The 25,225-nt window shown below is 50.6% G+C and carries 16 protein-coding genes and 3 pseudogenes; 9 read left to right on the top strand and 10 right to left on the bottom strand.

What is annotated here, in order from left to right:
• Positions 1 to 4 precede the first annotated feature (4 nt).
• The gene (locus C7W93_RS06280) at positions 5 to 1,300 is read left to right on the top strand and encodes an MFS transporter (RefSeq protein WP_108439256.1); all 1,296 of its coding nucleotides are present in this window, start codon (positions 5 to 7) and stop codon (positions 1,298 to 1,300) included.
• A 137-nt stretch (positions 1,301 to 1,437) separates the two neighbouring features.
• Here the strand turns inward: C7W93_RS06280 and C7W93_RS06285 are convergent, their stop codons facing one another.
• The gene (locus C7W93_RS06285) at positions 1,438 to 2,367 is read right to left on the bottom strand and encodes an SHOCT domain-containing protein (RefSeq protein WP_108439257.1); all 930 of its coding nucleotides are present in this window, start codon (positions 2,365 to 2,367) and stop codon (positions 1,438 to 1,440) included.
• A gap of 510 nt (positions 2,368 to 2,877) precedes the next feature.
• Here C7W93_RS06285 and C7W93_RS06290 point away from each other — a divergent pair.
• Entirely contained in the window at positions 2,878 to 4,875 is a 1,998-nt protein-coding gene (locus tag C7W93_RS06290) for a lytic polysaccharide monooxygenase (RefSeq protein WP_225869859.1), read from the top strand.
• Positions 4,876 to 5,038: 163 nt separating this feature from the next.
• Here the strand turns inward: C7W93_RS06290 and C7W93_RS06295 are convergent, their stop codons facing one another.
• Complete coding sequence (locus C7W93_RS06295) at positions 5,039 to 7,357, bottom strand: penicillin-binding protein 1A (protein ID WP_225869860.1); 2,319 nt, start codon at positions 7,355 to 7,357, stop codon at positions 5,039 to 5,041.
• A 272-nt stretch (positions 7,358 to 7,629) separates the two neighbouring features.
• Positions 7,630 to 8,451, bottom strand: a complete 822-nt coding sequence (locus C7W93_RS06300; protein ID WP_108439260.1) for an alpha/beta fold hydrolase — start codon at positions 8,449 to 8,451, stop codon at positions 7,630 to 7,632.
• A gap of 494 nt (positions 8,452 to 8,945) precedes the next feature.
• On the opposite strand from C7W93_RS06300, the gene C7W93_RS06305 reads away from it, so the two are divergent.
• Positions 8,946 to 9,872 (top strand): DUF3034 family protein, encoded by a 927-nt coding sequence (locus tag C7W93_RS06305; RefSeq protein ID WP_108440510.1) that lies wholly within the window; start codon positions 8,946 to 8,948, stop codon positions 9,870 to 9,872.
• A gap of 19 nt (positions 9,873 to 9,891) precedes the next feature.
• Positions 9,892 to 10,347: a group 1 truncated hemoglobin gene (locus C7W93_RS06310; protein WP_108439261.1), complete on the top strand. Its 456-nt coding sequence runs from the start codon at positions 9,892 to 9,894 to the stop codon at positions 10,345 to 10,347.
• 78 nt (positions 10,348 to 10,425) lie between these two features.
• On the opposite strand, the gene C7W93_RS06315 is transcribed toward C7W93_RS06310, so the two are convergent.
• Together C7W93_RS06315 and C7W93_RS06320 are read right to left on the bottom strand one after the other, a co-directional pair.
• The gene (locus C7W93_RS06315; RefSeq protein WP_108439262.1) at positions 10,426 to 12,930 is read right to left on the bottom strand and encodes a DNA internalization-related competence protein ComEC/Rec2; all 2,505 of its coding nucleotides are present in this window, start codon (positions 12,928 to 12,930) and stop codon (positions 10,426 to 10,428) included.
• A 6-nt stretch (positions 12,931 to 12,936) separates the two neighbouring features.
• Complete coding sequence (locus C7W93_RS06320) at positions 12,937 to 13,734, bottom strand: TatD family hydrolase (protein WP_108439263.1); 798 nt, start codon at positions 13,732 to 13,734, stop codon at positions 12,937 to 12,939.
• A 313-nt stretch (positions 13,735 to 14,047) separates the two neighbouring features.
• Between C7W93_RS06320 and C7W93_RS06325 the strand changes: the two genes are divergently transcribed.
• Positions 14,048 to 15,100 carry a flavin reductase gene (locus tag C7W93_RS06325; protein ID WP_108439264.1) on the top strand — a complete coding sequence of 351 codons (1,053 nt, stop codon included), beginning with the start codon at positions 14,048 to 14,050 and terminating at the stop codon, positions 15,098 to 15,100.
• Positions 15,101 to 15,159: 59 nt separating this feature from the next.
• A pseudogene (locus C7W93_RS06330) lies at positions 15,160 to 15,477 on the top strand (IS481 family transposase); the annotation flags it as partial.
• 186 nt (positions 15,478 to 15,663) lie between these two features.
• Here the strand turns inward: C7W93_RS06330 and C7W93_RS06335 are convergent.
• The gene (locus C7W93_RS06335) at positions 15,664 to 15,900 is read right to left on the bottom strand and encodes a hypothetical protein (RefSeq protein ID WP_201747169.1); all 237 of its coding nucleotides are present in this window, start codon (positions 15,898 to 15,900) and stop codon (positions 15,664 to 15,666) included.
• Between the two features lie 404 nt (positions 15,901 to 16,304).
• Between C7W93_RS06335 and C7W93_RS06340 the strand changes: the two are divergent.
• Positions 16,305 to 16,606 (top strand): annotated as a pseudogene (locus tag C7W93_RS06340) (GntR family transcriptional regulator); the annotation flags it as partial.
• Positions 16,607 to 16,841: 235 nt separating this feature from the next.
• Here the strand turns inward: C7W93_RS06340 and C7W93_RS06345 are convergent.
• Both C7W93_RS06345 and C7W93_RS06350 read right to left on the bottom strand, forming a co-directional pair.
• Positions 16,842 to 17,039 (bottom strand): annotated as a pseudogene (locus C7W93_RS06345) (transposase); the annotation flags it as partial.
• 130 nt (positions 17,040 to 17,169) lie between these two features.
• Positions 17,170 to 18,054, bottom strand: a complete 885-nt coding sequence (locus tag C7W93_RS06350) for an AraC family transcriptional regulator (RefSeq protein WP_108439265.1) — start codon at positions 18,052 to 18,054, stop codon at positions 17,170 to 17,172.
• Between the two features lie 138 nt (positions 18,055 to 18,192).
• Here C7W93_RS06350 and C7W93_RS06355 point away from each other — a divergent pair, with 138 nt between their 5' ends.
• A complete protein-coding gene (locus C7W93_RS06355) occupies positions 18,193 to 18,432 on the top strand; it encodes an SDR family NAD(P)-dependent oxidoreductase (protein WP_108439266.1) in 240 nt (79 codons plus the stop codon).
• Positions 18,433 to 18,557: 125 nt separating this feature from the next.
• Here C7W93_RS06355 and C7W93_RS06360 read toward each other — a convergent pair whose 3' ends face one another.
• A complete protein-coding gene (locus C7W93_RS06360) occupies positions 18,558 to 19,637 on the bottom strand; it encodes a porin (RefSeq protein WP_108439267.1) in 1,080 nt (359 codons plus the stop codon).
• Between the two features lie 515 nt (positions 19,638 to 20,152).
• Between C7W93_RS06360 and cynR the strand changes: the two genes are divergently transcribed.
• Positions 20,153 to 21,070 (top strand): transcriptional regulator CynR, encoded by a 918-nt coding sequence (gene cynR, locus C7W93_RS06365; RefSeq protein WP_108439268.1) that lies wholly within the window; start codon positions 20,153 to 20,155, stop codon positions 21,068 to 21,070.
• 519 nt (positions 21,071 to 21,589) lie between these two features.
• Here cynR and C7W93_RS06370 read toward each other — a convergent pair.
• Positions 21,590 to 25,078: a pyruvate carboxylase gene (locus tag C7W93_RS06370; protein WP_108439269.1), complete on the bottom strand. Its 3,489-nt coding sequence runs from the start codon at positions 25,076 to 25,078 to the stop codon at positions 21,590 to 21,592.
• Between the last annotated feature and the right edge of the window lie 147 nt (positions 25,079 to 25,225).

Below are 25,225 nucleotides of genomic sequence, written 5' to 3' on the forward strand. Positions count from 1 at the left end.
TTTTATGAACAAGACTATACAAATGATCATGGGCCGCACACGTTTTAGCTACGTGTGGATCGTCGTAGGCATTACTTTTTTGGTGCTGCTTGCGGCTGCTGGAATTCGCGCCACGCCATCGGTTATGATACTGCCGCTGGAACATGAGTTCGGCTGGACCCGCACCACTATTTCGTTTGTCATTTCCGTCAATATTGCGCTGTACGGTTTGATCGGTCCGTTTTCGGCAGCGGCCATGCAACGCTACGGGATTCGCCCGATTGTATTGGGTGCGCTGGTATTGCTGGCGGTGGGAACAGCGCTCAGTACCTTAATGACGATGCCTTGGCACATGGTGCTGGCGTGGGGAATTTTGGTAGGTGCGGGTAGCGGCGTCGCTGCCAACACGCTGGCCGCGACCATTGTCAGTCGTTGGTTTGAGACGCGCCGCGGCTTGGCGATGGGGATGCTGACAGCCAGTTCAGCTACTGGACAAATGGTATTTTTGCCGCTGATGGCCTACATGGTTGAGCATTTCGGCTGGCGCTCTGTCGCAATCTTAGTCGCCAGTGTCGCGGCTTTGGCAATCCCTTTAGTGGCGATATTCTTACCCGAGCGTCCGCAGGATTTGGGGTTAAAGCGTTATGGCCAGTTGGAAGATATTCCGGCAGAAGCGCAGACCAAGCAAAAAAATCCGTTGTCGATTGCGTTCGAAGCATTAGGTAAAGTTGTCAAAATCCGTGATTTCTGGCTACTGTTTTTTAGCTTCTTTATCTGTGGGATGAGCACCAACGGCTACATCGGTTCGCATTTCATTGCGATGTGCGGCGACTATGGTATTTCAGCAGTCGGCGGCGCGAGTTTTCTGGCGACGATGGGCTTGCTGGATCTGGTTGGCACGACGATGTCTGGCTGGTTATCGGATCGTTTCAATCCCCGCGTACTGTTATTTTGGTATTACAGCTTGCGCGGCGTCGCGCTGATTTTTCTGCCGCATGCGTTTGGCCTGAGCTATTTCGGCTTGCCGATTTTCGCGATTATTTACGGTCTGGACTGGATTGCTACCGTGCCGCCGACCGTCCGTTTAGCGAATGATGTTTTTGGCAGACTTGCCGCACCAATTGTGTTCGGATGGATTGTCGCAGGACATCAATTAGGTGCAGCCAGCGCGACCATGCTAGCCGGATCGATGCGTAATAGTTTGGGCAGTTATACGTTATCGTCGATGTTGATGGGCGCGGCCTGTCTGATCGCCGGGGTGTTGGTGCTGCGCATTAAAGGGCACCGCGTTGGTGGAGATTTGGTTCCTGCTCCTGCTTAAAAAACGCTGTAAGAACTTGACAGAACGCAGCGTTGCCCCCCCGACTTCAGGAGTAAAAAAAGCTCTCAATATGAGAGCTTTTTTCATCCTGGCGGCAAAAATGTAATTGCTACCGACGACAACGTTGCATAATCAGATTACAGACGTGCCAACAATTCAGTCTTCTTAGCGGCGAATTCTTCTGCAGTAAGAAGATCTCTGCTGCGCAAATCGGCCAGCTTCTCGATCATCATAAAAATGTCTGCATCCGCCATGGAAGTGCCAAGATTGACATTAGCAGTTTGCTGCGGCGCTGCGACAGGCGACGCATCATTTGCGGGCGCTGGCATCGGTGCCGGCGTGTTCACAAACTGATTCGGCACATTGTTGGTCTGGCTTGCTTGCGGCATGCCATCCACCGAAATCACCGGTAAGCTGCTGACATCAATCAAACCATATTGGCTGTTAAAGCTCAGCGAACCGCCGTAGGATTGTTGTTGCGAGAAGCCGCCGATCTGGTGATCCAGCGTATCGTACACAGTCACTTTGCCATGCACTTCAATCGCCAGACGACGCGCCTGTGCAAAGTAAGCGTAACGCACGTCGTTTTGCGCGCCAGTGCTGTTGGGCCAACGCAAATCGGCAGGCCACCAATCGGCACCCTTCCCCGGCGCGGGGGCAACAAACAGGCTGGCAGAATGATCCATCGGCGGAAAATTCACGTCTTGAAACTGCGAATTCGCATAGTTATTTTGCTGCTGACCACTCTGCCGTGAACCGCCCTGGCTTTGCGACTGAAAGCTGCCGCTACGCAATAAATCAGGTTGATTCGCCGTCAGCCGCGCCAACTCGGAACACAAACTATCCACGCGATTTTTGAGGTAATTGTTAAACATGTCAGAAACCATGGTCATACCGCCCTGCATCCATTGGCCCGAGCCACTGAATTCCGGATGATTAAATTGCGCCATGCCGCCATTTCCATTGATCACGGATTCAAGCATGCTTATGACCGCATCGGCGCTAAATCCGTGGCGTCTTGCGATCTCCTCTATTGCCTGACGTCCGCTTGGAGAAAGTTGTTGCATGATAGTTTTCCTAATGTGGAATAACAAAAGTGACGGCTGCGATCGATGCCAAGGGTATTTATTGACACGTAGTGGATGAGGAAAGTGACTTAATTTGCGCCATTCTAAATGACTATCAACATATCACGCCGGTATTACACTCTATTACGCGCTATTACCCATTAATGACGTGTTATTGACACAAACCTGATGCCGGTATGACAAGCGAGCATAAAGTCGCCTCTAAAAGTGATGAAATTTCATAACTAAAAGATAGAGATATCGATGTTATGGCATTGAAAAGCGTGTAAATAACCGGTTTTTCGTGCGCGCCATCTTCGGCCATGACCGAAGCCCCAATATTGATACTGCGCTATAGCGCCGCAACAAACAGAATCCTCTGCATCACCTCGCGCTGTTGTCTCATTTCTATAAAACTCCACGGTATCGATAATAAGCACAAAGCGCTGTCATCCACGGCAATCGCTTGGTAAGAGTCTTTTTTACTATCAAAAACCACTTATATAAATGATGAAATCACACACAAAAAAACGTTTTATCTTGTCGTCGCTAGCAACCTGCGTAGCGTTATTGATAGCGCAAAATTCCTTGGCGCATGGCTATTTGGAATCACCATTGGTGCGCTCAAAAATGTGCGAAAAACACCCTGGCTCTGCCGGTTGTCAAGTACTGCTGTCGACTCAGCCTGGTGCTATGTACAGCGCCAATGGCCACCTTTATCAAGGCGATGATTACCTGGATTATGAGAATGCGCTTCCGGATGGAAAAATTTGCAGCGCAAAAGGGAGATCGAGCAGTTTGGATATGCCTACTTCAAAATGGGCGAAAACAGCCATCACACCAAATAGTGCAGAAGAAATTTCCCTTACTTACTTGTTCACGGCCTATCACACCACCGATCACATTCGTTACTACATCACCAAAAATGGCACTGACTTAACTAAGCCGCTAGCGTGGTCTGATTTAGAAGTGTTAGGTCATTTTGATAAGGCTGGCTCTTATAGTCACACCCGCTGGACCGAAACAGTCAAGCTGCCATCGGCTCAGCGCGGCCCTCATACCATTGTCACCATGTGGCCGGTATCGCGTGGCCATGGCACACGTGAAAATTTCATCTCATGCAGCGATGTCGATATTCAAGGTAGTAGCGTTGAGTCATGGAGTTCAACCGGCGGTGGCATTCAAGCCCAAACCGATCTGAAAGCAGGTTCCACCATTAAATTCCGCCTATTCAGCAAAAGCGGCGGCGGTAGCGTTGCAGGCGAAACTTCGTTCGTATTGCCACAGGATATGAGCAGCTCGGAATGGCTATTCGCGATCGCAAAAGCAACTAATGACAAAAATATGCCTGCAAAAATCGGCACCCTTAAACAAGGCAACGTCGTACTTGAAAGCGGCAAAACCAGCTATCAGGTGTATGTAAAAAAAGCAGACTATAGCTACGAAATGGATATCAAAATTGCGGAAGGTGGCGACGACGATAAACCGTCAGATGCGCCGCAAGCCGTTGTTGGTAGCGATATCAACGTGGTCGCGACCAGTTCTTCTGGCTTTGCTTACAAACTCGACGGTAGCAAGAGCGTGGGCGCAACTAGCCATCAATGGACCAAAATTTCTGGCCCGTTCACTCTACGCAAAATGGATAACGCCGTAGCAGAAGTTGTTGTTGATAAAAATCAGACAGGCGAAGGTAGCTTCCAACTAACTGTCACAAATAAAAATGGGCAGAAGCATACTGCGACGATGAAAGTCACCGCAGTCGCGGCCTCTGCCACCATTACCGGTGCAGCATCCATTAACCAAGGTAACGCAGTAAGCTTGCAAGCGAAAGCCAACTTTGCCGGTTCAGGCGGCACTGCGCCAACGTACAGCTGGAGCGTCAGTAACAATGCGGGCGTACAAGTCTTGCAAGGATCATTGCAGCAATTGCACCTTGCAAGCTTAGTTGCTGGCAATTATCAAGCCACGCTGGATGTGTCCGCTGCCCACGGCGGTCGTAAAGCAACCGCAAAGCACAACTTCGTCGTCCAGGAAAAGGGCGAAGAAGTGCGTCCACCGGTGGCTAACATTAGTGGTCCATCGCAAGCCGATGCCGGTGTAACGGTCACGTTGAATGCCGCAAATTCAAGCGCATCCAATGGCGGAAAACTGAGCTACAGCTGGAGCGTTTCGCCCCATATGGCGCTCAATGCCAACGGTGCAAAGCTAGACTTCACAGCACCTAAGCTGCAGCAAGATACACGTTATCTGTTCACAGTGACGGTTAAGGAAGGCAATCTAAGCAGCAAAAAAGCACACACTGTGCTGGTGAAAAAAGCGGCCAACGAAGTGGTTGAAGGCGTTTGCCAAGATATTCCTGAGTGGACCAAAAAGAGCTATAGCGGCGGCACGACTGTGCAAAAAGATGGTCACTCTTACACCACCAAATGGTGGGCAGAACAGCACCATGTTCCAGGTACTGCTGGCTGGGCCGGTGAGCCTTGGAAAGACAATGGGGTGTGCAAGTAAAATAGACCACCCTCGCTAAGAAAGGAGGGTGCAACTGAGGGTACAACTCATCACACGTTTATCGCAATCTGAAATAAAAATGGCCCTCATAAGTGAGGGCCATTTTTTTGCGTAAAAACCTTATTTTCTTTTGGTCAAAAGCTACAAAATGCACCTTATTCCATCAATGCCCATCAAACAATTTCATGATGCTGCTCTTTTCCTGATCTTCTTGCGTCATTGGCGTGCCATCGTCATTTGTTCCAAGACCGGCACCGACGCCCAGCGAGGCAATAAAGCCATTACCCGGCGTAAAGTTATCGAAGAACAATTCATTATTAATCGTGGTAACGCCTTCTGGCATCGGCATTTGTACTTGCGGGACACCTCGCAATGCGCGCCCCATGTAACTGACCCAGATCGGCAACGCCAGTTGCGCACCAAATTCACGACTACCTAAAGTCTTCGGCTGATCAAAGCCCATCCACGCAACTGCCACCAGTGAGTTTTGATAACCGGCAAACCAACCATCGAAAGCATCATTCGTCGTCCCGGTTTTACCCGCGATATCGGTACGGCCAAGTACGTTAGTTCCCGCGCCAGTGCCGCGCTGAGCGACCGTTTGCAACAGGCTGGTCATGACGTAGCTATTGCGCGCATCCAGCACGCGTGTGGCATTTTGACCGACGATTTCAGGCTGTGCGCGTGACAGCAAAACACCGCGGGCATCGAGAACCTCTGAAATCAAATAGGGATTCACACGATAACCGCCATTTGCCAGTACCGCATACGCGCCCGCCAGTTGCAGCGGTGTGGTCTGCCCTGCGCCAAGTGCGGTCGGTAAATAGGCCGGGATTTTATCACGATCAAAGCCAAAATGGCTGGTGACGAAATCCTGCGCATATTGCGCGCCGATGGCATCCATCAAGCGTACGGTGACCAGATTTTTTGAGCGCTGCAAACCGGTCCGCAACGGCATCGGTCCATTTGGGGTGTCGTCGTCTTTCGGCTCCCAATTAGGCTGGCCCGGACCGCCGGGAAATGAGACCGGCGCATCATTCACGATGGAGGCTGGGCCGAAGCCTTTTTCCAGCGCTGCGGAATAAATGAACGGTTTAAAGGTCGATCCCGGTTGACGCCATGCTTGGGTAACGTGATTAAACTTATTTTGATTGAAATCGAAGCCGCCAATCAGTGTCTTAATCGCGCCGGTTTGCGGCGTCAACGCCACCAGCGTCGCCTCCACGGAAGGTAGTTGCGTGATTTGCCAACCTTTCGCAGAATCGATCACCCGAATCACCGAGCCGGGCTGAATCTTGGTAGCTTTTGGGGCTTTCGCACTCAGACTTGCGGCAGCAAAACGCAAACCGTCACCGGTAATTTTGATGACTGTTTCGTTACGCAACATTACCTCGACCTGCTTCGGATTTACCGTCAGCACCACCGCAGGAACGATATCATCGTTGTCCGGCTTGTCATCCAATGCATCGCTCACAGCATCAGTCCGGGCATCTTCACCCAATGGCAATTCAATCAGCGCTTCAGGGCCACGATAGCCATGACGACGATCGTAATCCATCACGCCTTTTCGCACTGCGTCATAGCCAGCTTGCTGATCAACCGAATTAAGCGTCGTCGTGACGGTTAAACCACGAGTGTAGATCTCATCCTTGTATTGCGCATAAAGCAATTGGCGCACCATTTCGGTCGCATATTCGGCATGAACACTATAAGTATTACCGGTTGTTTTGACTTTGATATCTTCGGCCAACGCTTGCTCATATTCTGGCTGAGTAATAAATTCCAGATCACGCATACGTTTCAAGATGTATTCCTGACGAATCCGTGCACGCTTTGGATTGACCACCGGATTGTAGGCAGATGGCGCTTTTGGCAAACCAGCTAACATAGCCGCCTGTGCCAACGTAATGTCTTTTAATTCCTTGCCGAAATAAGCCCGCGCTGCGGCGGCAAACCCAAATGATCGCTGCCCCAGAAAAATCTGATTCATATACACCTCAAGAATCTGATCTTTGGTCAATGCGGATTCAATTTTATAGGCCAGCAGAATTTCATAAATCTTGCGTGAATAGGTTTTTTCGCTTGATAGAAAAACGTTACGAGCGACCTGCATCGTAATCGTGCTGGCACCTTGCGAAGCGCCGCCATGCAGAATATCGGTCCCGATTGCGCGCAAAATCCCGATCATATCAATGCCGCCATGCTGATAAAAGCGCGCGTCTTCGATCGCCAGGACGGCGTTCTTCATGTTGGCCGGAATATCATTGAGCTTAACCAGACTGCGACGCTCTTCGCCAAACTCACCAATCAAGACATGATCGGCAGTGTAAATACGCAGGGGAACTTTAGGCCGGTAATCGGTTATCGCACCCAAATCCGGTAATTGCGGCTGCATGACAACCAACGCATATGCCACGATCAAACCACCAACAACGGCCCCGGTAAGAATGACGCCACCAATCGTGAACAACAGGCCTTGCATCAAGGAACCGCTTTGTTTCCGAAAGTTGCGCAGGCGCAAGGAAGCCAGTGATGTTTTCACTAATCCGAGGCTGTTTGGGGAGGTATTTGACGCTTTTTTACGGGAATTTGGTGTAAATAACATAACAATATCGGTTGGTTAAGGCCTGTATCCTACAACATGCAGCGCCAATTACCCAGATTCCTCTGTAAGCAGACGTAACTTCTGCCCAAATATATGTAGAAATAAGATCTAAATTAAGACGAAAAATCTCGCCCTGATGCTAACCAGACTTAGGTATTCAATAGCGAACGAATCATTTTATCGGTCGCACTCGCCGCGGCTAGTGGCGTCTCTAGCGGAAACAAATGACCGCCAGGCAGCATGCGAAGATGCCGCCCGACTAAACGCCGGGTTGCCGCCATGCCTGCTTGTCGACACTCAATCGAATCCATCCCGCCGATAAAACCCACCGGCACTGGATAACGACGTCTAACAACCCGACCGAAATGATGTGGCAACGTGCGATAGACCGCTGTTTCAATATCACGCCGAAACCGCAACGCCATCCCTCCTTGTTGCTCGACCAGACCATGCTCGACGTAATCGCGCAAGACTTCTTCGGGCCAACTGGCAAACACCTGTTTGCTGGAAAAATGTTGATAGGCGGCTTCGGCATCCGGCCACAAATTGCGGCGTTTTTCTGAAAATCGTGCCGGTGACATCGGACGATCTAGCCGCAATACTTTTGCCAACGCTAATAACCCGGCACGCCATCCCGCCAGCACCGGCGTGTCTAATAACACCACGCAACGCACCAGATCAGGGCGCTGCTTCGCGGCCATCAATGACAATGCGCCACCCAGAGAATGTCCCACCAGAATCACCGGCTGTTGATAACGGGCAAGCAATTCGTCAACCAATTCCTGCGCCAGTGCGGGCCAGCCGTCGGTGACGGGATAGGTCGGATTGTGCGCGTGCATTTCCAGCGCGTGGACATCGTAATCTTTGCCAAGCGATGCCAGAAACCGCCGATAAGTGCCGGAGGGGAAACTATTGCCATGTGCAAAATGTACGATCGGGCGATCGATTGGCGGAGTATTTATAAGACGCATTTTTTCTTTAACCAGCCAGTTTTCATGGCGTTTATTAGACCGCAAAGCAGCTATGGTGACAAAGAAAATTGTAGAGCGGCTACTCAGCCTTTTTGGTAGCCATGTTCTCCGTCTTACTCTCCGTCTTGCTCTCCGCCATACTCTTAATCTTATTATCAGTCTTATTGCCGACCTGTTCGTCGGTATCGGCCTTACAAACCAACGTCCCGCTAAGATCTTCCTGAGCTATCCCAAAATAGACTGTCGCGATGGATCTGCAACGACAGCAAAATACGGCCAAGTCTGGCTTTTCGCATTCTTCAACTTGCCTGACATCAAAAGCGAAAAAATCGCATTCGTTGTTTTTAACGCAAACACATCAAATTGTTGAATCCACTTATTTCACCCCCGCGTATATGCCTCAGATTCGAAAATCTTATTTGATCTATTCCATTGTTTTGGGGCACTTTGGTGAGTTAATTTTTTTCTTCACTTATAACTACAGGGGATTTTATATGCGCATAAATACAAGTATTGTCGCGGCAATTAGCCTATTGCTCAGCGCAGGCGCTTACGCCGATACCGGGAAACTGTTACTGACCGGCGGAGTGAGTTCAATTGATGGTGCCGCCGGGGGTGGCCTCACACCATGGGCAGTCATTGGCAGCAATGCTACGGCGGACCAGATTGGCGGTACGGCACATATTTCACGCGCAGTCGTTAACGACTATTCTCTGACTAGCTATGGCGCAGCAATCGGTATCAGAGACCGGGTTGAGCTGAGCATAGCGGAGCAAAATTTTGATGCCTCGCCGGTAGTTGGCGTGAATGGTTTGGGCTTCAATGTCAATAGCGGCCAGCACATCAAAATGGACATTCTTGGCGTCAAAGTCAAAGTTGCGGGCGATGCTGTTTTGGACTCCGACACATATATGCCGCAAATCGCTGTAGGAATGGAATATAAATCCACGCACGCAGGATCTTTTTCCCCTGTCCTGGCCGCGTTAGGCGCGAAAGATAACGGCGTTGATTTCTACGTTAGTGCGACCAAATTATTTCTGGCGCAAGGCATTCTGGTGAACGCGACGTTGCGTGCAACCAAGGCCAACCAGAATGGTTTATTAGGTTTTGGCGGCGCGTTAGGCGAAAACAATTACCGACTGCGGCCAGAGTTTTCAGTCGCCTATTTGCTCAACAGAAAAGTCGTCATTGGCGCTGAATACCGCTTCAAAACAAATAATCTCGAAAAAGTGGGAAACACCTTGCCCTTGCCATCAGGCGGACTGCGCGAGGACGACTGGAAAGATATCTTCATTGCCTTTGCACCGACAAAAAATGTATCAGTCACGCTAGCCTATCTGGACTTGGGTCGCATCGCACCGGTACTGGTGAGCAACCGCAAACAAACCGGCTTTTTCCTTTCCACACAGCTAGCATTTTAAAAAATTCTAAGGAATTAACATGAAAAAACTTTTCTTTGCTATCTTGCTGTCCGTCTCTGGCGCTGTGTCGATAGACAGTGCGCAGGCACAAAATGTGCCATTGATGGCCCCTACTTCAGTAGAAGTCTATAAGGCGTTTGGCGAAAAGCCAGGTCTGGTCAAACTGATGGACGACTTTATGCCGCGTCTGGTCGCCAACCCATTGACCGGCCCCTTATTTGCGCCATCCAATCAAGAGCACATCAAAAAAGAATTGGTCGAGCAATTTTGTCAGGTGCTGGGCGGACCGTGCACCTATCAAGGGCAAAGTATGAAGTCTGCACATGCTCGACTGAATATCAATAAAGCCCAGTTTAATGCGCTGGTCCAAGAGCTTCAAATATCAATGGATGCGATGGATATTCCGTTCAGAGCACAAAATCAATTGCTGGCGCAACTGGCCCCGATGTACCGTGACGTGATTACTGTTAAGTAAAAATTTGGGTCTGCAAGCAAACTCTTGCAGACCCATATTGAACGCTCGTTGCATTCCCGGTCACGCATCAATGCTGCTTCAACGACCATACCAATAGCGCTGATGCTGCTGACGATACGCCGTCACATCCAACGTACTTCCAAAGCGCAAAATAATCGCGCCTGACTGATCATTTCTATAATTGTCGATGGCGAGTTGTTGATAGCGCTCCAATACCTGCGCTTTGGGATGCCGAAAGCGATTGCGATAACCGAGCTGAAACAGCGCAATCGTCGGATCGACTTTTTGCAAAAATCCAAGTGTAGAAGATGTGCCGCTGCCGTGATGCGGCGCAAGTAGGACGGTCGCATTTAGTTTATCGGCATGCGTGAGAATTAATTGCCGCTCTTGGGCTTTCTCGATATCGCCGGGCAGCAAAATCGAATAAGCGCCATTCGTAATTTTTAACGTACAACTCATCGTATTTGCCTTCCCTGCTTTGCGATCATTTTCTGTGTAATTTTCGGCAGCAGGAAACAGCATATCGAATTGCACGCCATCCCAGCTCCATGATTGCCCATCCTGACAGCGCGTGTGCGCGGGCGCAGCGGCGACAATCCGATGATTGGGCGGTAATGATGAATACACGCGCCCTACATCTATCGCATCGAATACCGATAACGCACCACCCGAATGATCGTTGTCTGAATGCGAGATCACCACGGTGTCGAGCCTGTTGATACCACGCGCTTTCAGGTAAGGCACTATTACGCGACTGCCCGCATCGGAACCCGGCGAATAATACGGGCCAGTATCGTATAGCAAGCGATGCTGCCCGGTTTCGATCAACAATCCCATTCCTTGGCCTACATCAAAGGCCGTCACCACCATTTCTCCGGCCGCTGGTCGTGTTTCTGACTGCAACAGCAATGGCAACCAACCGAACAACGCTAACCATCTTAACGGCCATCCGCGTGGAGCCAATAACCAAAGCGTAGCGATCATCGCAACCACGAACGTCCATGCAGGCGGCAATGGCGCTTGCCAGACCGCCATCGGAAAGCTGCTTAACCACATCAGCGCGAGCGCCAGCCATTCAACCAATGTATGCGCGACAATCAGCACCCAAACGGATAACGGCGCAGGCAACAAACTGCCGATCAACGCCAATGGCGTCACCAACAAACCCACTAACGGAATCGCGATGGCATTGGCGATTGGACTGACCAACGATATTTGTCCGAATAACAAAATGGTCAGCGGCACCAATCCGATGGTCACCACATATTGGGTATAGGCGCTGGACGTCAGCGACGAAAGCCAGGTTCTGGCGGGCTTCGCAGGCAATAGTGATGCAGTATCTTCCAGCGGTTTGGTGCGCCCTACACTGGCGTACAAAATCATCGCCACCGCACCGAACGATAACCAGAATCCCGGTGCCAGCACCGCCCACGGATCGCGCAACAGCACTACAAATAAAGCAGCGCACAGGACATGAGAAACACTGGAAATGCGACCAGTCCACAGCGCAAGAGCCACCATCAATAACATGTACAAAGTACGCTGCGCTGGCAAGCCAAAACCGGCCAGCAACGCATATAACAGCGCTGTCGTTGCGCCCGCCAATAAAGCTGCTTTTTGTGCTGGCAGAAATAGCGAGAAACTATTCCCCATAAAAAATGAGCGTCGCCACAAGGCTGACATCATGGCCGCGAAAAGCCCTGCGATTAGCGTAATGTGAAGACCTGAAATAGAAATTAAATGGCCAACCCCGGTTCGATTGAATACCGTCCAGTGATCTTGATTCACTGCCCGCTGATCGCCGATGACTAGTGCAATTAAGATGCCGACATATTTTTTGTCCGGCAATGCCAACAACATCCGTTGCCGCACCCATCCACGCGTAGCCTCAACCAGATGGCCGAAACTGAACACGAAGCGATCTAATTGCCGATTGTTCAATGCTGCATCTACGCTGGCCGCGGATATCGATGGCGTACGAACGTAGCCGGTCGCGCGCAGATTTTGTTCTAGCAGCCAGACTTCATAATCGAAGCCATAGGGATTAGCGTTGCCATGCGGACGTTTTAAGCGGACGGTTAATTGCCAACGTGCGCCGGGTTCAATTTGACCAATTTGGCTAGTTTGAGGCGATTGGTCAGCTGAATTCAGATTGCCGACCGACTTGCCAGCGCGCTTGAAGGGCCGATACCAGGAGAGCGCCAATTTTGAAGGGATTGGGGGACTTTCGCCATTCTGCGGCAATACTTTTTCAACCAAGAAATCAAACCGTACACCCTGCTCAAAATAGGTCGGAAGATTGTCGATGGTGCCTACCACCGTAACGTCGCGCCCCTCCCACTCCACTGGCAATTCTTGTTGCAGATAATAATGCGCGTAAAGCGCTGCCCAACAAAAACCGAGGATGGCACCGACTGCAATTAACGCAGAAAAAGTCAAAAATCGACGACTGCATTTAGTCGCCAGCAATCCTGCGAGGATCGCCGCAAACAACAAAATACAAACTAATAACGCTGACGGTAACCGGGCTTGCGTCTGTAAGAAACTTACTCCAAGCAAAAAGCCAATGACGATACATCGCATCCGCGCTTACGTAAGCAGCGCTAATCGTGGCAGCGCTATGCCAGCGTTAGCAGTCGTTGCCTCGGCTAGTTGATCCATTTTAATCTCTCGCAGATTTGCCATGACTGCGGCAATCAACGGAATTTGTGCGGGGGTATTTTTTTGTGGATGCAGCCACGCTGGGGATATATCCGGCGCATCGGTTTCCAGCACCAACGCCTCTAACGGCAAGGTTGTCGCCAGTCGTCGAATTTGCAAGGCGCGGGTAAATGTCATCGCCCCACCGAAACCCAGCTTGAAACCAAGTCCTATAAACGCCTCTGCCTGTTGAAAGCTGCCATTAAAGGCGTGGGCAATGCCGCCCCGCACCTTAATCCTGCGCAAATATTTCAGTAAGGTATCTTGCGACCGTCGTACATGCAGCAAGACCGGCAAATCAAATTCTCGGGCAAGCTTTAATTGTTCGACGTAAAAATGTTCCTGTTTTTCACGCAGCACCCCCTCCCCCAAACCCGGCACAAAAAAATCCAGACCAATTTCGCCAATGGCGACAAATAAAGGGTCGTTCATAGCGACTACGATGGCTTGCCGCAAGGCCAGCAAGTCCGACTCCTCCGCTTGTGGAACAAAAATGGGATGTATCCCAAGCGCGTAAGTACAATTCGTTTGCTGGGCGGCGATGGTGGCGACGGTGGAGAAATTGGCACGCTCGACTGCCGGAATGACAATCCAGGAGACCTGTTGCTGCGCGGCCGCCTGCGCAAACAGACTCTGCTCGCCAGCAAATTCGGCGGCGTCAAGATGACAGTGGGTATCGATCCACATGGGGATTTCCTATTCGTGATGCGCTTTGATGAAATGATGGCGGATGCCATTACTGGTAAGAGATTGGCAGATTATTATCGTAGCATGCGGTAATATCGATCAATAGCCGGTGCGTTTAAGTAATAGTCGTAAATAACGCCATTTTTCTCTGAAATAATGGCTTTTACCTTGTCAGGTCTGTATCAGACGCACATTTATTCGCACTGCCCGTCGCCGTCCCCTTAGTCGTTTCAGCAAACTTGAAGTAGTCCTGCATGTGAATTCCATGCAAGCCTGATAACATGCTGATCTAAGAAACCTTGAACTAAATCAGATGGCAATAGAACAATCATCCCCGCTAGCTACTAAAGAAGCACTGGAAAAAATATTCGACCAACGGGAATATCGCAATGCGCTCGGCACCTTCACGACGGGCGTTACGATCATTACTGCGTGCGGTAAAAATAGTGACAATGCGCCTGCTAATGCCGCCGTAGACAACTATGTCGGCATTACCGCGAACAGTTTCAATTCCGTCTCACTCGATCCGCCGTTGGTCTTGTGGAGCTTGGCCAAATCGTCGAGTAGTGCACCGGTGTTCGAGACTGCCGATTATTGGGCCGTACACATTTTGTCGCACGATCAAGATGCATTGGCGAATCGCTTCGCCAAACGCGGTGTGGCTAAATTTGCAGGGCTTGAAATTGAAAAAGGACTCGGCGGCGTACCGCTGCTGCCAGCCTGCACCACGCGCATGCAATGCAAAACTGCCTATCGCTACGATGGCGGCGATCATATTATTATGGTCGGCGAGGTGATGCATTTTGATCATTCCGACGTGCCGCCATTGGTTTATCAACGCGGCAACTACGCCATCGCCACCCGCAAAGAACTGGCCGACGAGGCGGAAGCATTGATCAAGGCGACCACCGGCGCACATATCGTCAACAACAGCCCGATGAGCCATTTGCTGGGCAATGCTTACTTTCAGCTATACGGAAAGTTACGTGAATACGGCGCACAGCAAGGCCTCAACGATACCGAATTTTTTGTCCTCAACACTCTAGCCGCACGCGAGGGTCGCAGTCTCGCCGAGCTGAATCGTTTGTTTGCCTACGCGGGCCATTCACCTTTATTTACGGTGCTAGACGACATGACCGCACGCGGCTTGTTGCGGGTTGCAGCCGACCGGGATGAATCCAGCAGCAGCGACCTGTTTTATCTCAGCAAACTGGGCCATACATTGGCACAAAAAATCGCCGATGCCGGAACGCAAATCGAGACCGAAATGATGGGAAAAATGGGCACAGTAGATGGGATTGCATTACGCACCCTGCTGCGCCGTTTCATTAATATTCCGGATGACAAACTGGAATCTGAAGAGTAATTACGTGCCTTATCAAGCCACAGCAAGAGGCTTTCTTGATTGATGAGGTGTATTAGTTCGGTGGCGTCGATGCGTTGATCGACGTCAACCGGAAGAAACCCAATCTTAGAAATCGTATTGAGGCAGCAACGGAGAAAGCTGTCGCTGCCTTTGCATTGGAGCAACCCGCGTTCGGCCAAGTACGTGTTTCTAACGAATTGCGTAAGCGGGGCATCTTCGTTTCACCGTCTGGCGTTCGATCTGTTTGGTTACGCAGTGATCTTGAATCGTTCAAGAAGCGCTTATCGGCTTTAGAGCGGCATGTCGCCCAAACAGGTAATGTGCTCACTGAGGCACAAGTGGTCGCCCTGGAGAAGAAACAGGAAGACGATGCGTGCAAATGCCCAGAGCAACGGCTGTGAAGCACATCAATGTAATGCCTTATGACTTGCCGATTAATAGTCCCGCAGCAATGCCGATGCTATTTGTCGAGGCGAGCTCTGACCCGCCTGCTGTCTCTACCCAATAACCGCATCGGGGAATTGCTGCCGCATCACTGGATATCGGCCGACTATTCTTTGCCATCATGGCCAGGTCAAGTCCAAACCAAGCATCCTGCTAAGGACGAAGGTGACGAAACCCAGGCCAAGAAGCGATAGCACGAAGACTGCGGCTATCTTGCCGCCCGCGCGTAGCACCGCGCGCATGTCCCTCTCCTTCTCCTTCGTCCCTTGATCGTAATGCCACTTGATGGCGAAGAACATGCCCGTGCCTAACACGAGAACCTTGAATGCAATGAAGACTATAGGGATCCAATCCATGATTTTGAGTATTTCCGGGCTATTACTTGACACTATCTATGGTGAGGAGCACTACCTCAAAACGCTGCTTCAGCAGCTTCATTTTTGGGCAAAGGGCAAGTCATGACGAATGAGGTCAGAACTAAGTCCCGTTATGTGTATGGCGTAGGTGCGGACGCGCTTTACCAGGCCAATATGGTCGAGTGCCATCGCGCGTTCCAGATCAGCCGGTAGGGCAAAGCTCCTAGGCATCCTGTTTGAATCTTTCATTACATCTACCTTTGAAATAACAATGGCATCCAGCGGAGTGATTTGCCGAATGCAAATGAGAGAGGAGAAAACGTCCAGCGACTGCCATGCAAGGATGATCTTGCTGCCGTTCTAAGGCATTCTACTTGAAAGCAATTTCCATACATTGAGACAAAATGTCTCAGTTGATAACCATACAAGATAAAAATTTGCCAATCTGGTTGCCGCGATTGGCCGTGCACGGCGGCCACGTTTTTTGCAGATTGCGGATGCGTTGAAGGCTGCGGTGGTAAACGGATCGCTGAAACCGGGCGACCGTTTACCTCCGCAGCGCCAGTTGGCAGCACAGCTGGACATCTACCTGACGACGATCACACCCGCATACGACGAAGCCAGACGCCGCAACTTGTTGGAGGGCCGCGGCGCTCGAGGCACTTATGTCGCCGCGTCGAAAGTCGAATTGACCTCGAACCTCGACGAGCATGAATAGCCGTGCAGCACAACGTCCGCTATGGGTCGAGGCCGTGTAAAAACGTAGAATCACTATCCTCGGGATCAAACGTGTCTTGAGTCGAATTCCTAAGAGTTCGAGAATTTGAAATATCATCACTGTAGCTAACAAGAATTACCGGAGGTTTTTTGTCGCTGCGGGCATAGTCTTATTTTGAAGATACGAGTTCGCGGACAAAATATCCTTCTTCATGCCCGTATGGCAGCAGCACACCAGGATGATAAGAAGGCCGTCCGGTCCGTGCAGGTTGTGCGCCATGGAAGCCGAGTGATCCAAGGTCCAGCGAATCGACAAAGACATCGACCACCCTCACCGGATTATCTTCAGTGACATAATCCTCAAGTTGTTCTGGTAGCAGGATGCCCTGCGTACGATCCTTTCCTTGGACAAAGCGTTTCATCGGAAACCTCGATCAGTTATACGATAAGTATCGTGATCGCCAAATCTGGAAATAGTTTACTGGCTGGATGCGTTTTCACACAGCCTCGAACCAAAGCAGTCAGATACCAAAGCTATTACTGCGTGAGAGTTTATGCCCTCATTGTTAGAGCAAGCCTCACTACGTCCTTCGCCGGAGGTTGTCCAAACTGACGGGAGTATTCTCTGCTGAACTGGGTCGAACTTTGATAGCCGACTTCATAGGCTGCTGCTATAACACTGTAGCCAGCAGAAATTAGCAAGGTACGAGCTTTTAGCAGGCGAATTTGCTTTTGATATTGAACCGGACTTAGCGCCGTGACTGATTTAAAGTGACGGTGAAATGCCGATACACTCATGGCTGCGCTGTCAGCCAAGTCATCCACACGCAGAGGCTCAGCATAATCACGACGAATTATTTGGATTGCCAAATTGACCTTAGACAAAGCAGTGTCTGGCAGAGCAATGTCGCGCAACATCCATCCCATAGGCCCCTCTATGACGCGATAGAGAATTTCACGCTCATAAGCGGGGGCCAGCGCAGGAATATCATTCGGATGTTTCATAAGTCGAAGCATACGAACCCATGCATCCAGCAGTTCTGGCGTTACCTTCGCAACAGAAAATCCTGATGAATAATCAATTTTTTTTACAGTATTAGGCAAGTCAGCAAGGAGATTTGCAATGATGCCCGCGTCCAAGGTCAGACTTACTGCAAGATATGGTTCTCCATTATCTGCTGGACGAACTACACCTGCAGCAGGAAGGTCTACTGACATAACAAAATAGGTTGATGGGTCGTACTGCAAGGTTCGCCCACCCACTGTCATTAACTTACTACCTCGTAAAATGAGATTAATCATCGGGTCATAAACCGCTGCGAGTTCGTGTTCCGGGATTGTCCCTTGAACCATCGCCACACGGGGAATGCCCGTTTCGGTACGTCGATTTTGTGCATGCGCCGCCAGCGCACGCAACTCATTCAGTTGATTATCCATACTGCGATTAAACATCAGCTAAAAGCAGTACGCAATCGAAAAACAGGATTAGGCAGATTTGAGGCATGAATTGGCATGCCCACCTTAACACCAATATATATCGTGGAGGCTCTTATAAAAGATTATTGGAGCTTCTAAATGAACGTTGTCATCATCACCGGCGGGAGCCGTGGAATCGGAGCAAGTACGGCGCGAGAATGTGCTCGTCGCGGATTTGGTGTCATCCTCACCTACAACAACCAATCAACGAAGGCTGACGAAGTAGTGAATCAAATTTACAGCTCAGGCGGAAAGGCAGTTGCTTTGAAGCTGGATGTTGGTGATACAACCTCATTTCTAGCGTTTCGCCACGACGTACAGGCAGAAAGAGGCTGGTAAGCAGGTGTCCGATCTCGGCGTGCAAATGCAGGACAGCGGTGTACCACTACTACTTCAAGCTATGGAAAGACAAACCGAAGCCTTTTGGGGGAAGCAATTTTTAGCCCCCCCCCCCACTGAATTTATTAAAAGAAATGACGTATGCCGACGCCAACAGCATAACCACTAGATAAATTACTTTGCGTTCCGTATAGACTATTTATGTAAATCTCAGAGCGCTTTGATAAATTGTAATCGTACCCAATAGCCAATTGTGCGATGGTCGTTGACTTTGCGGCCACAGCGTATTTTGTATTTGCGTATTCAAGAAGGAATTTGCCATTTCCGGCAGGTATTGAGGTGCTTACTTGGTAAGTCTTGGCATCTGTACCCGTAGAGGTTTGCTTAGCATCCTGATAGGTAGCAAACGCTTTGATAATACCGAAATCATAACTCCCACCCAAGAAGTAGGTTGTGGCAGGAGTACTAGCAGTTACTGCGTTTGGATTCCCAGCGCCGGGCTCACCCAGTTTTGTTTGTTGCCAGTACGCTGCCAAACCGAGGGGACCATTGGAATACATGAGGTTGCCACCATAATTGGCTTGATTACTCTTACCAGCGACACCGCCGAAAGCGTAATTAAGATTGACTTGAACTCCTCCGAATTTAGGGGATGTATAGCGCACCTGGTTGTTCCACGAGGTATCGCCTACCAATCCATTTCCAGCGCCCGCGCCGAATGGTCCTTTGGTTCCATTCAACACGAAATCAAAATAGGTCGCATGCCAAAGAGGGCTATAGCTGACAGCCGGACCAAAGGCATTAAACAGAATTGTAGGAATATAGGTCGGCGAGACATCTCGACCAAGGCTAACCGCACCGTAGTCGCCTGAGATATTAACCCAAGACGAACGCATAAATAATGTACCTGATGGATTGGCAGCGGTTTGGCCACCGATATATGTCCCCGTTGCCAGATTTAGAAATGAGGACAATTCAAAATTCACTTTCATGCCTCCACCCAGCTCCTCGGATCCTTTGAAGCCGAGTGCGGAGGTTTGCAATCCACCTGGCTGTAAACCGACGGTGCTGGAATCGGCACCATTTTTTTTAGCTGAACTGACCCCCAAGTCTGCTATGCCAAATATCGTCACGTTCGATTGAGCGATCGCGAAAGATCCGTAAGTGGTAGAAATCAGACCGAGCGCTATCAATGTTTTTTTCATCTTATCTCCTTAATTTATTAGTATTTCGGCGTTTTTGGCTAGACAAACAAGAACCAAAAATAAGGCCTACCTCGAGGGCCTCGTAAACATACAATTCGGTTGGGAAGTAGTGGGGAACATGGCGAACTCTGAATATAAGCCAGCCCATTTATGCCCAAACTGATTGTTTGCGAGTACTCTCTGGTCGCACTTTACGAAATTTCAATCAATAGATAAAATACTAAATTTCTATTTAATTAATAGAACATTTGAATGCACTCATAGGCTGCTGAAAAAAGCTATGAAGACTTTCGGATTTTAGTAATGATGATTCAAAGGCAATTTGACGCGACCTCGTGTGAGACTTGGAAACGGGTTTCTAGCCGGCTTTTATCGATGTGGCACAGAATTTCGTGACGTCCGATTTACCATTGATTTCTCAAGAAGAATCGCTCTGACCGCATAACGTATTTCCGTAACCTTCTTTTACAGGGGCGGGGATTTTTTCAATAGCCTGTTAATGACCGAGATTCAATATGATTAATTTTCATTCTGGAATCAAATTACGTCAATTGCAGTATTTTCTTGCGGTTGCCGAAACACTACATTTCTCCAAGGCAGCAGAGCGGCTTTTTGTGACCCAACCGACTTTGTCACATCAGATCGCCGAACTTGAAACGCATATAGGAATGCCGTTATTCGATCGAGCAGGTAAAAATGTCCGTATTACCGAAGCGGGGGAAGTATTTGCGGCATTCGCGACGCGCGCGCTTAGAGAGTTGGAAGGAGGCTGTATCGCGCTCCGCGAACTAGAAGGGCTCCAGCGGGGGACCCTTAACATCGGCGCCAGCCAGTCTTTCGTTCGAAAGCTTTTTCCGCCCATTTTGGGAGAATTTATTAATCGCTTTCCGGCGATCAAACTTAACATAGAGGAGATGACTGCATCGGAAATAGAGACCCGATTGGCCAACGGAAGTCTTGACCTTGGCATCGCGTTTGAACCTTCAGTGCTTGAAGATACCGAATTAGAGCCGTTACTCAAAGAGCGTCTCTTTCTCGTGGTTGGCCACAACAATAAATTTGCGACGCGGACCAGTGTTCGTCTTATCGAGTTAAGTGGCGAGCCGATGGTTTTCTTTACTCGCGTGTATTCAACCCGGACTTTAGTCGATCAATTTTTTGACCAGGCTAAGGCAACGTTGAACGTCGTTTGTGAGACCAACTCGATTGATGTGATGTTAGGCGTTGTGTCACAAACTAATGTGGCGACGATTCTTCCGGAAGGAACAATTGAGAAGCGACCCAACATTCATGTCTTACCGATATTGGATCCGGTTCCTATGCGTGTATCCGCATTGCTCTGGTCACGACATAGTTTTCGTACTTTTGCAGCCCGAACTTTCGCCCAAATGGTACGCGAACACTTCATCTCCATGTTGCCGTTCCAGCCTTAAGATAGGAAAGGTGATCGGTGGCTAAAGTCATTTAAATACCTGCGCTTGAACCGCTGGCGCCCTTCGCGGACGGCATGCGTGCGACGCAACTAAGAATGAGTGTGCAAAATTCTGGTTGGGCGTCCTAACGGAGCTCAAAAACCGGGGCTTGCAAGAAAAGTAAAGGCCGGACTGTAACGGTCTGGATCGCGATTCAGGATTTGTCGCGATCTGAAAGCATGCCCACTTCCACCGGGTGCAGCAGTCGTCGGACGGCTGTGAAGACTCTACTAGTGCTCAATGAGCACTACCCAGGTTCAGCAAGAGAAGCAACTATCCGCAAAACGGATGGTTCTACGTCTCCGCAATGAGAATCAGGCGGTGACGCCGGCGAAGACTAGTGGATAGGGAAACTTTTCCATGAAATCGGCCTCGGTATTGAGGCTTTTACTGTGCTTGAGCCATGTCCGGTGAAAGTCGCAAGCACGGTTCTGAGGGGGGCGGCGCAGGAATGCTATGCTGCTACCCGCCCACCCTCGCTCACTCCAGCCATTCGATCAACAGATCCTTCGCCGCGACAACCGTACCGGGCTTCACGTGAATACGCTTGATGACCACATCGCGCTCAGCACGAATCATGGTTTCCATTTTCATGGCTTCCAACGACACCATCGGCTCCCCTTTTAACACTTTTTGCCCAACCTTGACCGCAACGGTCACTACCATTCCGGGCATCGGCGCACCTAGATGCAGCGAATTGCCATTTTCCGCTTGCGGGTGGATGGCAGCTTTGACGGCCCCGGCGCGGTCGATGCGCACTAGGCGCGGCTGGCCGTTGAGCTCGAAGAATAGCTTGTCCTGGCCTTCCTCTACTACCTCGGTTTTCCCTTGCAAGCGCAGCACTAGGGTCTTGCCCTGATCAATGTTGATCGAGGTTTCCTCCCCATCCTGCATGCCGTAAAAAAATATTGGGGTCGGCAGCACGCTGACATCACCATAGTGGCGGCGGTGTTCGGCATAATCGCAAAACACTTTCGGGTACATCAGATAAGAAGACAACTCCTGCTCGCTGATAGCGCGACCGACCGCTTTTTCGGCTTGACTGCGCACCATGTCGAAGTCGACTGGCGGCAGACTGGCACCAAGCCGGCCTGACAGCGGCTGTTCGTCCTGCAAAATCTTGCGTTCCAATTCTTTCGGGAAGCCTTCGGGCGGGAAGCCGAGTTCGCCCTTGAACATCGAGATTACCGATTGTGGAAAACCAATTTCCTTGTCCGGATTGCAAACATCGTCCGGTGTCAAATCGTTGGCAACCATAAATAACGCCATATCACCAACTACTTTGGAGGTTGGCGTAACCTTGACGATGTCCCCGAACAAGTGGTTGACATCGGCATAGGCCTGTGACACTTCGGCCCAGCGATGGGCCAGGCCCATCGCACGCGCCTGTTCACGCAGATTGGTATATTGGCCGCCGGGCATCGCATGGCGGTACACGTCCGACGTACCAGAACGGATGACTGCCTCGAACGGCGCGTAATTACGGCGTATGCCTTCCCAGTATTGAGAAATCGCAAACATCGCATCGTGTTCGAACCCCGGATCACGCGTGCTGCCCCGAAGCGCTGCCGCAATCGAGCCCAGATTCGGCTGCGACGTTAGGCCGCTCATCGCATCCATCGCGCAATCGACCGCATCGCAGCCTGCTTCAATTGCTGCCAGCACGCTGGCGGCCGAGATGCCGCTGGTATCATGGGTATGGAAATGAATCGGCAGGCCAACCTCCTGCCTGAGCTCCTTGACCAACATGCGCGCCGCTTCTGGCTTGCACACGCCAGCCATGTCCTTGATCCCTAGAATGTTGGCGCCGGCGCGTTCCAATTCTTTCGCCATCGTGACGTAATACTTGAGGTCGTACTTCGGACGCCCCTTGTCGAGCATGTCGCCGGTATAGCAGATGGTGCCTTCGCACAGCGCACCGGCTTCGCGCACCGCATCCATCGCCACTCGCATGTTCTCGACCCAGTTCAGCGAATCGAATACGCGGAACACATCAATCCCGCCCTTAGCCGCCTGTTGCACGAAATGCTGCACCACATTGTCCGGATAGTTGGTATAGCCGACTGCATTGGATGCGCGCAGCAACATCTGGAACAAGATGTTTGGGACGCGCTCGCGCAATTGCGACAGACGATCCCACGGATCTTCCTTCAGGAAGCGCATCGCAACGTCGAAAGTCGCGCCGCCCCAGCATTCTAGCGAAAACAACTCAGGCAGCATGCGCGCATAATACGGCGCGATTGCTAGCATGTCGGCGGTACGCATGCGGGTCGCAAACAACGACTGGTGCGCGTCGCGCATGGTAGTGTCAGTCAGCAAAACGCGCGGCTGTTCCCGCATCCATTCCGAGAATTTTTCCGGTCCCAGTTCGAACAACTTGTCACGGCTGCCAAGCGGGATCGGTGCCAAGCGACTGGATATCGGCAGAATTGGATGCGGCAAGATGCCTTCAGGACTGGTGCGTCCTTTCATATCTGGATTACCGTTAACTACCACCTCGCCGACGAAGCGAAGCAGGCGCGTGGCGCGGTCGCGGCGTTTAGCGAACTTGAACAGTTCCGGCGTGCTGTCGATAAAGCGGGTGGTGCACTCGCTCGACTTGAACTCCGGATGATTGATCACGTTCTCCAGGAACTGCAGATTGGTCGATACACCACGAATGCGGAATTCCCGCAACGCACGATCCATTCGTATAATCGCCTCGTCCGAAGTTTGCCCCCAGGTTGTAACTTTGACCAGCAACGAATCGTAGTAAGGCGTGATGATCGCACCGGCATATGCTGTGCCGCCATCGAGCCGTACGCCAAAACCTGCTGCGCTGCGATAGGCGGTCAGGCGACCGTAATCCGGCGTAAAGTTTTTTTCGGGATCTTCTGTAGTGACACGGCATTGCAGTGCATTACCGTTCAATCGGATCTCCGCTTGCGGTGGCACACCGGCCAAAGGTATCCCCTCAATAGTTACGTGTGAACCGATCATCGCCCCTTCGCAGATGCGGATCTGCGCCTTGACAATATCGATACCTGTGACCTGCTCGGTCACTGTATGCTCAACCTGAATGCGTGGATTGACCTCAATGAAATAGAACTCGCCAGTGTCGGCATCCATCAAGAATTCGACGGTACCTGCATGCGTGTAGTTGACGGCTAGCCCCAATCGCAATGCAGCATCACACAATTTTGTGCGGTCCACCTCATTCAGGTAGGGTGCAGGCGCACGCTCGACAACCTTCTGGTTGCGGCGCTGCACAGTACAATCGCGCTCGAACAGGTGTACCAAATTACCATGCTGGTCGCCCAAGATCTGCACTTCAACATGGCGCGCGCGACGCACCAGTTTCTCCAGATACATCTCGTCATTGCCAAATGCCGCCAGCGCCTCGCGTCGGGCCATTTCCAGATGAGACGGCAGGTCAGCCTCGGATTCGATCACGCGCATACCGCGTCCGCCGCCACCCCAACTGGCTTTCAGCATTAGCGGATAACCGACTTTCGCAGCAAGTTTTTTGGTGTCCTCGATTTCATATGGTAATGCACCGGTAGCTGGCATCACCTGCACCCCAGCGGAGACGGCAGCTTTGCGAGCAGCGACCTTATTACCCAAAGTGCGCATAACTTCAGATTTTGGACCGACGAAAGCAATGCCATTGGCTGCACAGGCATCGGCAAAATCGGGATTTTCCGATAGGAATCCATAACCGGGATGGATAGCATCTACTTTCGCTTCCTTTGCGATGCGAATGATGTCCTTGATGTCAAGATAAGCAGCTACTGGCTTCTTGCCTTCACCCACCAGATAACTTTCATCCGACTGGAACCGATGCAGTGCAAACCGATCTTCGGCGGCGTAAATTGCTACCGTCCGAATATTAAGTTCAGCCGCTGCGCGCATGACGCGGATGGCAATCTCGGAGCGGTTAGCGACTAGTATTTTATGGATGGGACGATGATTTTGGTGTTTCTGGATCATTAAAAAACTCGCTTCAAATTTTATTACGAAAAACCCTCTACAACACGGTATTTCATTTGCGTATTCTTTTTATATACTGCGGCTAACAAAGCGAACGCAGGGAATGAGCAATTTGATTCGCTAACTTCAATCGTCATTGCAGAACCA

It is taken from the genome of Glaciimonas sp. PCH181 (genome assembly GCF_003056055.1).
Classification (GTDB): domain Bacteria; phylum Pseudomonadota; class Gammaproteobacteria; order Burkholderiales; family Burkholderiaceae_D; genus Glaciimonas.

What these genes read in the sequence shown, in the direction of transcription:
- C7W93_RS06310 (WP_108439261.1), top strand. Translation starts at nt 9,892, where the DNA reads ATGAAAAAACTTTTCTTTGCTATCTTGCTGTCCGTCTCTGGCGCTGTG.
- C7W93_RS06315 (WP_108439262.1), bottom strand. Translation starts at nt 12,930, where the DNA reads ATGCGATGTATCGTCATTGGCTTTTTGCTTGGAGTAAGTTTCTTACAG.
- C7W93_RS06285 (WP_108439257.1), bottom strand. Translation starts at nt 2,367, where the DNA reads ATGCAACAACTTTCTCCAAGCGGACGTCAGGCAATAGAGGAGATCGCA.
- C7W93_RS06290 (WP_225869859.1), top strand. Translation starts at nt 2,878, where the DNA reads ATGAAATCACACACAAAAAAACGTTTTATCTTGTCGTCGCTAGCAACC.
- C7W93_RS06370 (WP_108439269.1), bottom strand. Translation starts at nt 25,078, where the DNA reads ATGATCCAGAAACACCAAAATCATCGTCCCATCCATAAAATACTAGTC.
- C7W93_RS06300 (WP_108439260.1), bottom strand. Translation starts at nt 8,451, where the DNA reads ATGCGTCTTATAAATACTCCGCCAATCGATCGCCCGATCGTACATTTT.
- C7W93_RS06355 (WP_108439266.1), top strand. Translation starts at nt 18,193, where the DNA reads ATGAACGTTGTCATCATCACCGGCGGGAGCCGTGGAATCGGAGCAAGT.
- C7W93_RS06280 (WP_108439256.1), top strand. Translation starts at nt 5, where the DNA reads ATGAACAAGACTATACAAATGATCATGGGCCGCACACGTTTTAGCTAC.
- C7W93_RS06360 (WP_108439267.1), bottom strand. Translation starts at nt 19,637, where the DNA reads ATGAAAAAAACATTGATAGCGCTCGGTCTGATTTCTACCACTTACGGA.
- C7W93_RS06320 (WP_108439263.1), bottom strand. Translation starts at nt 13,734, where the DNA reads ATGTGGATCGATACCCACTGTCATCTTGACGCCGCCGAATTTGCTGGC.
- C7W93_RS06335 (WP_201747169.1), bottom strand. Translation starts at nt 15,900, where the DNA reads ATGGATTGGATCCCTATAGTCTTCATTGCATTCAAGGTTCTCGTGTTA.
- C7W93_RS06295 (WP_225869860.1), bottom strand. Translation starts at nt 7,357, where the DNA reads ATGCAAGGCCTGTTGTTCACGATTGGTGGCGTCATTCTTACCGGGGCC.
- cynR (WP_108439268.1), top strand. Translation starts at nt 20,153, where the DNA reads ATGATTAATTTTCATTCTGGAATCAAATTACGTCAATTGCAGTATTTT.
- C7W93_RS06350 (WP_108439265.1), bottom strand. Translation starts at nt 18,054, where the DNA reads ATGGATAATCAACTGAATGAGTTGCGTGCGCTGGCGGCGCATGCACAA.
- C7W93_RS06305 (WP_108440510.1), top strand. Translation starts at nt 8,946, where the DNA reads ATGCGCATAAATACAAGTATTGTCGCGGCAATTAGCCTATTGCTCAGC.
- C7W93_RS06325 (WP_108439264.1), top strand. Translation starts at nt 14,048, where the DNA reads ATGGCAATAGAACAATCATCCCCGCTAGCTACTAAAGAAGCACTGGAA.